Here is a 12,256-nt window from a genome sequence, read left to right as displayed (position 1 = left end):
TCTCCGCCGTCACTGAATGTTCACGTCGACACTGGCCGGAAGGTCGATGCGCATGAGCGCGTCAACCGTCTTCGGCGTCGGGTCGAGAATGTCGATCAGCCGCTTGTGAGTACGCATCTCGAAGTGCTCGCGCGAGTCCTTGTACTTGTGCGGCGAGCGGATGACGCAATATACGTTCTTCTCGGTCGGCAACGGCACAGGTCCAACGACGCGGGCACCCGTACGGGTTACCGTCTCGACGATCTTGCGCGCTGACGCGTCGATCGCCTCGTGGTCGTAGGCCTTGAGCCTGATGCGGATCTTTTGTCCCGCCACGCTTAGTGTCCTTTTCTTGCCGCGTTTCGTAGCCCGCCTGGTCAGGCTCGAGCTACCTCGTCTGCACAGTCCTTGCCTGGACGATGACACGACGAACACTGAAGCGATCGGGACCAAGTCCAAGTTCTCGGGAGTACCGAGATTCGGATCGAGATCAGGATCTGCTGCCGCTGTTCGTTTGTCATTGTTCTCCGGTACACGCGGTCGGGCGTGTCGCCTTCTCACTCATCCTGCGCCGGACAATCTTTCGATTATCTGGCGCGTGATGCGTACCGGACGTGTTCGATGTCGAACACAAAGTAGGTACTGCTTCCGTCCTGCATTACTTCTCGTCTTGCATGGTCACAGTCGTTGACCCGATTACCCTGACGGGATCTGCGATCGATCGTCTGTGACGTCTTACCCTTACCCGATCACGGCCGCAATCGACCGCGTCCCGGACAAGGCAACCCGACCAGTATGCCGTACCTGGCCCAAATCCTCAACTCCCCCAAACCGCCTTTTCCGAGTGAGCTGCGCGACAACAACCTTACTCAGAAGTAAGATACGCCTATGACTACCTCCAGCCCTACCTATCGCGGATGGCAGAAGTTGCCGGACAACGCCCTCGGACATGCAGTTTTCTCGGCGGCGATGTCCATTCGCGTGCCCTATTTCGCCTCTGTTCTCCCCCGGGTGACCAAGTTGGAACCAGGGCTCTGCGAGGTCCGCTCCCCCAAATGGTGGGGCGTCCACAACCATCTCGGCACTTTTCACGCGATCGCTGCCTGCAACCTCGCGGAGGTCGCGATGGGCATGCTGAGCGAAGCGACGGTTCCGAACTCGCACCGCTGGATCCCCAAGTCGATGAAGGTCGACTACCTCGCCAAGGCCGAGACCGGCCTGCGGGCGGTCGCCCGACTCGAGACTTTGCCGGACTTCGCGGCGATCGAGAGTGGCACGGAACTTCTCGTTCCCATCTCGATCTTCGACCGGGGCGGCAAGGAAGTAGTCCACGCCGAAATCACCACCTGGGTCTCCCCCAAGTAGGCACTCACGAACCCGCCTGCATCGCAACCTGATTCGCCCGCCAAACAGGTTTCGCAGAATTAGGCACCACCGCAGGTTTCGGCAAATGACGATCGTGGAACACCTCCCCGAACGGCGATGGTCGGTCGGGGTGCCGGTGTCCGGAGGTGGGTTGCGTTCCGGGCACCACATTGTCGACCTCGCGTCACGCCGAGCACCGGGAGGCCTCGTGGAAGAGTTCTTGACCACAACGAGTTCCGAAGCAGGCACGCAGACCTCGTCGTATCCGGACGAGGCCGAGGGATTGGACAGCTTCCGGCGCGACCTCGACGCCATCGACGCTCTACTTCTCGAGACGGTGCGGCAGCGGTTGGAACTCTGCCTGCGCATCGGCGAGTGGAAGCGCTCCCGCGAGGTTCCGATGATGCAACCCGGCCGCGTGCGCGTCGTGCAGGAGCGGGCGCGTGAATTCGCTCGTAGACACGACCTCTCTCCTGACTTCTTCAACGCCCTGTACGAGCTGATGATTGCCGAGACCTGTCGACTCGAAGACCTGGTGATCAACGCACCTGTTGAGGAGGAGGACACTGTTCGGGAATCCGTCGGACCGAGATCAGGATCATCGACATGAGTTCCCGCACCCTTCTGGTGGACAATTACGACTCGTTCACCTACAACCTGTTCACCCTGTTGACCGAGGTCAACGGGGTTGTGCCGACCGTGGTCCGCAACGACGCGGATTGGGATTCCCTCGATCTCGCGTCGTACGACAACGTGGTCATCTCCCCAGGTCCCGGCCGGCCGGATCGCGACCGTGATTTCGGAATCAGCCGCCGTTTCATCGAAGAAGCGCCTCTCCCACTTCTCGGTGTCTGTCTCGGCCACCAGGGCCTGTGCGAGTTGTTCGGCGCGGACGTGGTGGTTGCGCCCGTCCCGATGCACGGCCGGATTTCGCTGATCGATCACGACGGTTCGGGCATTTTTGCCGGACTTCCGTCGCCGTTCCGAGCTGTTCGCTACCACTCGTTGACCGTCGAGAATCTGCCGAACGCCTTCGTTCGTACCGCGTGGACGTCCGACGGTCTGCTCATGGGTGTCCGGCACCGGACCAAGCCGATGTGGGGAGTTCAGTTCCATCCGGAGTCCATCAGCACCGAGTTCGGCATAGATTTGCTCGCGAACTTCCGCGATCTGTCCGTCGGACGCACTCTGGATTCGGTGATCCGACCCGAACCTGTTCCGCAAACACCCGACCTGCGGCCGGCGATCAACTACGACGTCGACGACGTGATTCTCGATTTTGCAGTGGACCCGTCGGCGGCCTATGCAGCACTGTTCGCCGACGGCCCGAACGCGTTCTGGCTGGACCGCGCGGCAACCGCAGAGCCGAGTGCGCGCTTTTCGATTCTCGGCGATTCGTCGGGGCCGCTGGCCGAGTTCATCACGTACGACGTGCAAGCCGAGGTACTGACTGTCAGCCGAAAAGGCTTGTCCGACGAGCACATTCGAGTTCCGTTCTTCGATTACTTGGACGCACAACTCGCGACGCGCTTCGTGCCCTCACATCCGGAACTCGACTTCAACCTCGGCTACGTGGGCTACCTCGGCTACGAACTGAAAGCACAGACCGGAGGAAGGGCAGTCCATCCGGCACCCACTCCTGATGCCGCTCTGGTGTTTGCCGATCGCGCCGTCGTCATCGATCACACCGCGGGCCGCACTCACGTTTTGAGGTTGCGCGAGAAAGTCCGGGACGCCGGCTATGACGATTGGCTCGAATCGACCGTCGACACCCTGGCGCGGATCGGCGCGGACCTTCCGGAACGCACCCCCGTTCCGCTGATCAGCGACACCGTCTGGACGCAGGCTCGCCTTCGGCATGATCGCGATCAGTACCTGTCGTTGATCGGAACGGCCCTCTCGGAGATCCGGGCGGGTGAGTCCTACGAGGTGTGTCTGACCAACATGGCGAGCGTCGACGAGACGATCGATGCACAGCAGGCGTTCGAGTATCTGCGCTCGATCAATCCGACGCCGTACAGCGCACTTCTCGACTTCACCGGCATCTCGGTGGTCTCGGCCTCGCCTGAGCGGTTCCTTCGTGTCGACTCGGCCGGCAACGTCGAGTCCAAGCCGATCAAAGGGACCCGCCCGCGCGGCGTCACCCGAGCGCGTGATGCTGCCCTACGGCAGGACCTGCTCGACAGCGAGAAGGACCGCGCCGAGAACCTGATGATCGTGGACCTCACCCGCAACGACCTCACCAAGGTCTGCGTTCCGGGAAGTGTCCACGTTCCGAGGCTGTTCGCGATCGAGTCGTACTCGTCCGTTCACCAAATGGTGTCGACGGTGCGCGGACATCTGAGTCCGGGGTCGTCGGCGGTGGACTGTGTGCGTGCCGCGTTCCCCGGTGGATCGATGACCGGCGCCCCGAAGGTACGGACGATGGAGATCATCGACCGCCTCGAATCAGGCCCACGTGGGGTCTACTCGGGATCGATCGGGTACTTCGCGCTCGGTGGCGCCGCGGACCTCTCGATCGTGATCCGGTCGCTGGTCTGCACCGCGAGCGGCGTGACCTTCGGAATCGGCGGTGCCATCACAGCGTTGTCCGATCCGGAAGAAGAATTCGACGAGACCACGGTCAAGGCGTCCACGCTGCTCCGTGCGCTCGACGCGGTGTCCTCGCGGGTCCTCGAGTACGGCGGGTAGATCCAGCCATGACGGCGTCATCAGGCACAGCGACGGTTGTCGGCGGGCTGGGTGCCGTCGGATCCATGTTCGTCGAACTGCTTCGCGCCGGGGGGTCGACCGTCACCGTCGTCGACCCAGCAGGCAGCGATCCCGACGGAGATGTAGTCGTCGGAGACATCACGAAACCCAGTGAGCAAGTCCTCGCGCACGTGGAGTCCTCGCGCATCATCGTGCTCGCGGTTCCCGAACAGGTCGCTCTAGCCGCACTACCGAGCCTTCGGACATCCGGCGCTCTCGTTGTGGACACGCTGTCGGTCAAATCGCGGATGGACGCAGCAATCGCCGACGCCGGCCGAGAAGGGGAATTCCTCGGACTCAACCCCATGTTCCGTCCGTCGCTCGGGCCACGCGGTCGGGCCGTCATCGCAGTGCCGTACGTCGGCGGTCCGCAGTCCGACAGATTCCTCGACATCGTGCGCTCGTGGGGAGCGTCGGTCGCGGTGATGGACGCCGATCGTCACGACCGGTTGGCTGCGGCCACCCAGGTTCTGACACACGCGTCGGTGCTGGCTTTCGGCGTTGCCCTGGCCGAACTCGGAGTTTCCGCCGACGATCTCCTCGCGGTCGCCCCTCCCCCGCATCGGGCCTTGCTCGCGCTCCTGGCGCGTGTAGCCGGCGGCGAACCGGAGGTGTACTGGGACGTACAAGCGGGCAATCCGTACGCAGGTGCGACACGAAAAGCACTGTTCGATGCCACCGCACAGGTGGACAGGGCGGCCAAGACCCTCGGCGACTTCACGACGCTGATGAAAACCGCCGACGCAGCGCTCGACAATCGCTCAGGCGAATTGAACGCGGAGTGCCAGAGCTTGTTCGATCGCATTGCAGAAGGGCACAGAGAGATCGCCGAAGGGCACAGAGAGTAGGGCACGATGAGACCTGGAGTGAGTCCGCCCAGCCTCCCGGAGTACGACGCCTCCGATCCGGTCGAGAGTGCAATCGTCCGCCGCCTTGCGAGCAATTGGGCGCGCCGGGCAACCGTGAAGAAGGCGGAGCCGGAACTGGACGATCTCTTCGATTCGTCGCTGTCCGACTACCCCGAAGCACTTCTCCCGTTCGCGGAGCATCCGACCTACCTGGCATTGAGACCCGAGCAGAAGCAACGCCTGCAAGCCTGGGCATGGATCGCGTTCAACAAGAACGTCATGGACATCGAGAAGTACGTCGTCAATCCCGGCTTCGACGTTCTCGCCGAAGACCGACTTGGCGTCGGTCTCGGAGATTGGGCTGCAGTGGCGGTCAATCAGGCGATGGTCGACGAGCAATATCACACGCTCATGCACTTCAATGCCAGTTCAGCGACCCGTCGAGGCAGGGGCTGGGGGCTGCCGGCCAAGGCATTGCCCGACGTCCTGACGGTCCGCACGCGGGCGCAAGCCCTCGACGCAGCCGAGGGGCCTCGCAAGATTGCCCTGACACAGTTGGCGTTCATGACCGTCGCCGAGGTGTCGATCACCGCATACCTCGACCTGATCTCGGACGATCCGGGCGTGCAGTCGATCAACCGCGCGACAATCCGGCTGCACGCTCGCGACGAGTACTGCCATGCCTCGATTGCCGGGGAATTGGCCGTCCTGGTCTGGGATTCCCTGGGTGGTGGAGATCGCAGCTATCTACTCGAAGGTTTCGAGGACGCAATGCGTGCGTTCAGCGGGACCGACTTCGGCGCGTGGCGAGCAATCATGGAAATTGAAGCCATACCTGGAGGACGGAAGATGCTCGACGATGTCGCATTGGAACCGCACAACGAACTGTTCGTGCAGGACTACAGTGGAATAACGTCCCTGCTCCAAAAGCTACAAGTTACATCAGAAGTAACAATCGCTGCAGATAAATATTCTGCCAGTTAATCCCGTGCAATAGAAGAAATAGTTCGCAACGAACGAGAACCAGCAATAGTCCGCAATTATCGGGCACTCCCGATTTTTCAGCTAGACACGAGCGTTCTCGAATAAATACCGGACGGATTTATCAAGAAAAGACGGGAAGATCCCGCGCCCGCTGCCTCCGACCCAAGACCCGAGACGAGAGTTGTCCGGAATCCTTGTCATAAATTCGATAAAGAGGCCACAAGATTGCATGCAGAATACTGTCTGCTGCAATCAAGAATGTTAACTTCCAATTCGATACACCATGATGCTCGAGGGTTTTCTTCGATGCTCGATTATATCGTGCATACACTCGCGGCGAACTAACTCCACGTCTACCCGAAACCTTTGCGGCCATGCTCGAGATCTGCCCCACTGCGCAACGAACATGCGCCATGCAGAGGGATAGATCGATATCCTCATGAATGTCGGTTCGATCGCTGACCGCACCCCTAACGGCCAACCAAGCCGACCGACGCATCGCCATGTTACTGCCTGGAACTGCAACAACGGGCCGAACCGCCCCCTGAGCCCCGCGACCGAGTCGCCAATTCGTCCATCGGCGCTGAAGGCCGGCGATCGGAGATTCATAAAGGTAAGTCAGGCCAGTTACGCCCGAGAAATCGTCGCGACGCTCGAAGAATTCGTGAACCGCAACGGCCCAGTCTTCCCCCACGATCGTATCCGCGTCGATACGTCCGATAATTTCTCCACTCGCCGCGTCAAACCCTTTGTTTCTCGCATGCACCACCCCGGGGCGGGATTCTTTGAGAAGCCGAACCTTGGGACAACTACTTTGATACTTCTCGATCAACTCGGAAGTGTTGTCCGAGGAATTATTGTCAACGATGATGATTTCGTCGACATATTCACCTTGAGCAATGAGCGCTTCGATGCACGTTTCGATGTATTCAGATTCATTAAAAGCCGGAACAACCACCGACAACGTCGCGTTCGCCATTTCCCAACGGTATCGCGAATCTCTCCACAAGACATCGAGCAGCGGGCCCAGGGGACCAACCGGAAGGAATCGGGGGACTTTCGTCACCGGTCAAATCAAAGACCTCCGGTCCGCGCAACCGAATACCCACCTGCGCAGATGCGCTGAAAATCTATTTGGTCATTCGTTCAATTAGAAGAGATCTTTACGTTACAAAGAATATTTGTGATTCTTGCCACAAGGTGAAATCGAAGGTGAGAGTTGCTGGCAGGAGCCCCGTACCCCCTCTCACGCGTCCGATTGCCCGAGTGTCGGTTTGACCCTCCGGTAACATCTGAGCGGAGATCACGGATAGAAGACAGAAGGCATCTGTGCGCCCGTCGGGAGCGCGTGCCCGTTCCGACAATGCAGACAGCGGAGTGTTGATGCCCTTTTCCACGGACGCAGCGGTACTAGTGGAGGACGTACACAAGTCCTTCAAGAACGTGCACGCGCTGCGAGGGATCAACTTCACCGCCCCACGTGGGACGGTGCTCGGCATCTTGGGTCCCAACGGCGCAGGCAAGACAACGACGGTGAAGGTCCTCTCCACGCTCATCCGCCCCACCAGCGGACGCGCGATGGTGGCTGGCTACGACGTAGTGCGCAACGCTCCCGAGGTTCGACGCTCCATCATGATGACCGGGCAGTTCGCCGCCCTGGACGATTCACTTACCGGCCGCGAGAACATCGAACTGTTCGGCAGGTTGATGGGGCTCGACCGAATGTCCGCGAAGGTGCGCGCTGCCGACCTGCTCTCTCAATTCGACCTCGTCGAAGCAGGATCCCGAGTAGTCAGGAACTACTCCGGTGGTATGCGCCGACGAATCGATATTGCGTGTGGCCTGGTTGTTCGCCCTGAGGTCGTTTTCCTCGACGAGCCGACCACCGGCTTGGATCCGCGCAGTCGGCAAAGCGTCTGGTCGCTGGTTCAGTCACTGAAGGAGCAGGGAATCACCGTGCTCCTGACAACTCAGTACCTCGAAGAAGCAGATCTACTGAGCGACAACATCATCGTCATCGACAAAGGCGCGGTCATTGCCGAGGGGACTGCTGACCAATTGAAGGCTCGAACCGGCGCAAGCTTCTGCGAGATCGTGCCCGCAGATCTCAAACAGCTGCCTCACGCGGTCCATGCACTCGGCAATCTGGTCCCCCGCGACTTCAGATTCGATCTGGCACAAGAGAGCGGGCGGATCGCGATCCCCGCACCTGTCGGCGCAGGAACGCTCTCTGAAGCACTGCGTCGTCTGGACCACGCACGGATTCCGCTTGCAGACATCGCGCTTCGTCGCCCGTCACTCGATGACGTCTTTCTTTCACTCACCGGTGAACAGCACGTAAGCGAGACACCGTGACGACAACTACAAAATTCGGGGTCGATCAAGTGACTGTCCGCGGGGACAGTCGCAGCAAGATTGCAGTCCCCGAGGCATTAAGCGTTGGAAAGCACCGCCGACCGCATCCATCAGCGATCAATCAGTGGTGGGTGCTGACTGCACGCACCGTCAAATCGATGGTGAAGCGCTACGAACTACTGATCGCGGTAGTCGCGCCATTGATCTTCACGATCGGTTTCTACCTTCCGTTGAAGTTCGTCATGCAACTTCAGGGCATCAACTATGCCCAGTTTCTGATGCCGATCATCGTGCTGCAAGCCATGGCCTTCACGTCGATCTCCGCCGCTCAGATGTCCTCGACCGAATCGATCACCGGCTTCAGCAACCGCATGAAAACCATGCCAGTAGTCGGCCCCGTGCCGCTGTTGTCTCGTCAATCGAGTGGCTTCGTCCGTTCGACAGTCTCACTCGCCGCGGCATTGACCTTCGGCCACTTGATCGGTTTCCGATTCTCAGCAGGCATGGGTCAGGCAGTTCTGTTTTGTGCAATCGCCCTCGCGTTCAGCACATGTCTGTCCTTCGCCGGTGATGCAATCGGTTCACTGTCGAAAAGTCCACAAGCCACCAGTCAGGCGCTGACGCTCCCCCAATTGATTCTGGGGATGTTGTCCTGCGGTTTCGCGCCCGAGACTGGCTTTCCCGAATGGATTCGGCCGTTCGTGCGCAATCAACCGGTATCGCAGTTTTCATTCGCCATGCGTGATCTTGCGCAGGGCGGAGTCACCTGGGGCGTCCTGTTTCCCGTCGTTGCGTGGACGATCGGGTTGATCGTCTTCTTCGCGCCACTAGCGTTCTGGGCAAGTATGAGGCGGTCATGAGCGAACCGACAGATCGTTTCATGGCGGCCGTCCGACCCGCCGAGGGGTTTAACTTTCCTTACCCGGACAAAGCGCTCCCTGAAAGCTCTTTCAAGGCACTGGTCGTGCACAGCGGGATTCAGGCCAAACGTTTGTTGGTCACGTGGCTGCGCGATCCATCAACCACCATTCAAGCTCTTGTGTATCCAGCGTTCATGCTGTTGATGTTCCGAGTCGTCCTGGGCAATTCGATTACAGCAGCGACGGGCCAATCGAGCATCTTCGGAACGGTCCCGCTGATCATCCTCGTTGGCGCCATGTTCGGCTCGATTGCGAGCGCAGTCGGACTCAAAGGCGAACGAGCATCTGGACTCTTGAGCCGGTTCTGGACTCTCCCTGCGCATCGTGCCTCCGGTCTGGTCGGACGCATGATCGCCGAAGCGGTGCGAGTTCTCGTCACCTCCATCGTCATCCTTGGTGTCGGCTATCTGTTGGGATTCCGATTCAACCAGGGTCCCCTGGCCGCGGTGGCGCTCTTGGTATTGCCGATCGTTTTCGGCATCGGCTTCGCGATGATGGTCACGGCGCTGGCAACAGTGGCAGATAATCTCCCGCTTGTAGAGATCGTGTCGATCTCCTGCACGCTGTTGATGTTCTTCAACTCCGGTTTTGTTCCAGTGATGGCTTATCCGAAGTGGCTGCAACCAGTTGTTGCCGAGCAACCAATGTCCGTGGCAATCGATGCGATGAAAGGCCTCTCCTTGGGGGGGCCCGTCGCCGAGCCCCTGCTCAAGACATTGGCCTGGTCGTTCGGGATGGTCGTGGTGTTCGTGTATCCAGCGATACTCGGATACCGACGCGCCGCTTCGGATTGATAGTCATCTGGGTATTGCCTGGTGGATCCGTACGCGCGGTAACGTCTACGGCTGACCATCCGAATTACAAGTAGTTCAGACTCACGAAACACGATTGCCGAGCAGGTCCGGCAGCACAGTTGAACCAACCGAAAGGCGTTGTCTTGACTCGAAAATTTCGGTCCCCCTGGAGGCGCACCGTCGCAGGTGCACTGATGGCGGCGAGCGTCGTCCTTGTATCCAGCAGCATGGGCATCGCCGGTGCCACACCCATTGCGCACCAAGGCGGGGGAGATGCAGCACAGGACGATACGGACGGTTCGTACATCGAATCTGTCGAGCGAGTCAACGATCGTCAAATCGTTGTGAATGTCTACGCAGCATCAATGGACAAGTCGGTCCCCATTCAGGTGATTTTGCCTGCAGACAACTCTCAGCCGCGCCCCATTCTGTACCTTCTCAACGGTGCCGACGGCGGAGAAGGCACAGCAACATGGGACCGGCAAACTGATGTGGTCGATTTCTTCGCCGATAAGAACGTCAATGTTGCGATTCCGGCCAAGGGTCTGATGTCGTACTACACCGACTGGGAGAAGGAAGATTCCGTACTCGGAAAGAACATGTGGAGCACCTTCCTAGGCAAGGAGCTTCCTCCACTCCTGAACAAGGAACTCGGCAGCAACGGTGACCAGTCGATTGCAGCTATCTCGATGTCTGCGACCTCTGTTCTGAATCTTGCGATCGAATATCCCGGGTTCTACAAGTCAGTTGCATCCTATTCGGGTTGTGCACAGACGAGTGACCCGATGGGGCAGGCCTTCGTACGGGCGACCACTGAATGGATCGGCGGAGTTGGCGACATTCAGAACATGTGGGGCCCATTCGACGGCCCGGGCTGGGTCGAACACGACCCGGTAGTCAACGCCGAAAAGTTGCGTGGCACTCCCCTGTACATCAGCACGGGTAGTGGCTTGCCCGGTTTTCCGAACGATACCCCGGAGAACCCTCGGATTCAGGATGGGCGAGCAGCGATGTTCGACCAGATTGTTGTAGGAGGACCGATTGAATTCGCGACCAGCATCTGCACCGGAAACCTCGCTCGACGTCTTGCCGACCTCAATATCCCGGCAACTGTGGACTTCCGGCCGGTGGGTACGCATTCGTGGGGTTACTGGCAAGACGATCTGCACAAGTCATGGCCGTTCATCGCCCAGTCCCTCGGGGTCTGATCGCGACACGCAGATTCTCGGAGCAAGAAGCAAAGCTAGCAACAAGGTGTTCAGCACGCGAGGAAAGAATTGAAGCGATTCACTCTGGTCACGCTGGCGTCATTGGCGGCCTGTGTGGTGCTGGCCGGAATGCCAACAGCTGCATCAGCAGACCCGGCGGAACCCACGCCCGGATTGTCCAGCATGGGTCCTTCCCCTGCCGGCGCCAACGACTGGGATTGCAAGCCAAGTCTCGAACATCCCCGTCCGGTGGTACTCGTACACGGGACCGGGATGAGCATGACCGACACCTGGGATGTTATGGCGCCTCAGCTTGCTGATTTGGGCTACTGCGTCTTTGCGCTGAATTATGGCGGTGTGCGCGAAATTCTGAATCCCAATGCTGTGCATTGGGGAATCACCGACATTGCAAGCTCCGCTGAGGAGCTTGCAATGTTCGTTGACTCGGTGAAATTTCACACCGGTACGACACAGGTGGACATCGTCGGTCATTCCCAGGGCGGCGTCGTTGCTCGCCAGTATCTTAAGTTCAACGGCGGAGCAACTCGTGAAGATCCGTCGAATAACAAAGTGCACTCGCTCATCAGTCTCGGCGCGACCAACCACGGAACTACATTCGGTGGTCTTCAAGCGAATGCACGATCGCTGTCTGCGATGGGCCTCCCTGGCGATCTACTGGTCCAAGCGATTTGGGGGCCTGCTGGCGTCCAACAACTCAGCGGCACACCATTCTTGACAGCTCTCAACGCCGAATCCGAGACGCAACCCGGAATCGAGTACACCGTCATCGCTTCGGCTCACGACGAAATCTCGACGCCACCCGATGCAACTTTCCTTAGCCCAGGTGATGGCGCCGTGGTCCATAATGTCTGGACTCAAGATAACTGTGCCGGGAACACTGCGTCCCACGGACAGTTGGTCAGAGACCCTCACACTCTTGATCTCGTCAAGTCAGCGCTTGACCCGGAGTACCGGTCGCTCCCTTGCGAATAGGCACGTCAAACAAGCAACAGCAGGAATGAAGTAGGCTGGCGGCGCGGAGAAATCCAGCG

General features: G+C 59.5%; 12 protein-coding genes. 10 read left to right on the top strand and 2 right to left on the bottom strand.

What is annotated here, in order from left to right:
• Positions 1-9 precede the first annotated feature (9 nt).
• Positions 10-315 carry a 30S ribosomal protein S10 gene (gene rpsJ, locus M0639_RS09185; protein WP_003938093.1) on the bottom strand — a complete coding sequence of 102 codons (306 nt, stop codon included), beginning with the start codon at positions 313-315 and terminating at the stop codon, positions 10-12.
• Between the two features lie 552 nt (positions 316-867).
• On the opposite strand from rpsJ, the gene M0639_RS09180 reads away from it, so the two are divergent.
• The 5 genes from M0639_RS09180 (at position 868) to M0639_RS09160 (ending at position 5,927) form a co-directional block, all read left to right on the top strand.
• Complete coding sequence (locus M0639_RS09180; protein WP_003940943.1) at positions 868-1,344, top strand: hotdog fold domain-containing protein; 477 nt, start codon at positions 868-870, stop codon at positions 1,342-1,344.
• An 85-nt stretch (positions 1,345-1,429) separates the two neighbouring features.
• Positions 1,430-1,954: a chorismate mutase family protein gene (locus tag M0639_RS09175; protein WP_042922406.1), complete on the top strand. Its 525-nt coding sequence runs from the start codon at positions 1,430-1,432 to the stop codon at positions 1,952-1,954.
• Positions 1,951-4,035 carry an aminodeoxychorismate synthase component I gene (gene pabB / locus M0639_RS09170; protein WP_064073937.1) on the top strand — a complete coding sequence of 695 codons (2,085 nt, stop codon included), beginning with the start codon at positions 1,951-1,953 and terminating at the stop codon, positions 4,033-4,035. The genes M0639_RS09175 and pabB overlap by 4 nt, the downstream gene beginning before the upstream one ends.
• An 8-nt stretch (positions 4,036-4,043) precedes the next feature.
• Entirely contained in the window at positions 4,044-4,943 is a 900-nt protein-coding gene (locus M0639_RS09165; RefSeq protein ID WP_064073938.1) for a prephenate dehydrogenase dimerization domain-containing protein, read from the top strand.
• Between the two features lie 6 nt (positions 4,944-4,949).
• A complete protein-coding gene (locus tag M0639_RS09160; RefSeq protein WP_064073939.1) occupies positions 4,950-5,927 on the top strand; it encodes a diiron oxygenase in 978 nt (325 codons plus the stop codon).
• A 121-nt stretch (positions 5,928-6,048) separates the two neighbouring features.
• Here M0639_RS09160 and M0639_RS09155 read toward each other — a convergent pair whose 3' ends face one another.
• Positions 6,049-6,906: a glycosyltransferase family 2 protein gene (locus M0639_RS09155; RefSeq protein ID WP_064073940.1), complete on the bottom strand. Its 858-nt coding sequence runs from the start codon at positions 6,904-6,906 to the stop codon at positions 6,049-6,051.
• A gap of 404 nt (positions 6,907-7,310) precedes the next feature.
• Here M0639_RS09155 and M0639_RS09150 point away from each other — a divergent pair, with 404 nt between their 5' ends.
• From M0639_RS09150 to M0639_RS09130, 5 genes are all read left to right on the top strand, one after another.
• Positions 7,311-8,282, top strand: a complete 972-nt coding sequence (locus tag M0639_RS09150; RefSeq protein ID WP_020969036.1) for a daunorubicin resistance protein DrrA family ABC transporter ATP-binding protein — start codon at positions 7,311-7,313, stop codon at positions 8,280-8,282.
• Positions 8,279-9,142 (top strand): ABC transporter permease, encoded by an 864-nt coding sequence (locus M0639_RS09145; protein ID WP_007728549.1) that lies wholly within the window; start codon positions 8,279-8,281, stop codon positions 9,140-9,142. The genes M0639_RS09150 and M0639_RS09145 overlap by 4 nt, the downstream gene beginning before the upstream one ends.
• Positions 9,139-9,996 carry an ABC transporter permease gene (locus tag M0639_RS09140; RefSeq protein ID WP_007728547.1) on the top strand — a complete coding sequence of 286 codons (858 nt, stop codon included), beginning with the start codon at positions 9,139-9,141 and terminating at the stop codon, positions 9,994-9,996. Before M0639_RS09145 ends, M0639_RS09140 begins: the two co-directional genes overlap by 4 nt.
• Before the next feature lie 194 nt (positions 9,997-10,190).
• Positions 10,191-11,204 (top strand): alpha/beta hydrolase, encoded by a 1,014-nt coding sequence (locus tag M0639_RS09135; RefSeq protein ID WP_007728545.1) that lies wholly within the window; start codon positions 10,191-10,193, stop codon positions 11,202-11,204.
• Positions 11,205-11,333: 129 nt separating this feature from the next.
• The gene (locus tag M0639_RS09130; protein WP_054827807.1) at positions 11,334-12,197 is read left to right on the top strand and encodes an esterase/lipase family protein; all 864 of its coding nucleotides are present in this window, start codon (positions 11,334-11,336) and stop codon (positions 12,195-12,197) included.
• Positions 12,198-12,256: the final 59 nt, after the last annotated feature.

Origin of the sequence: Rhodococcus qingshengii JCM 15477 (assembly GCF_023221595.1) — a bacterium.
Lineage (GTDB): Bacteria > Actinomycetota > Actinomycetes > Mycobacteriales > Mycobacteriaceae > Rhodococcus_F > Rhodococcus_F qingshengii.
This window is presented reverse-complemented; position numbering and strand designations above follow the sequence as displayed.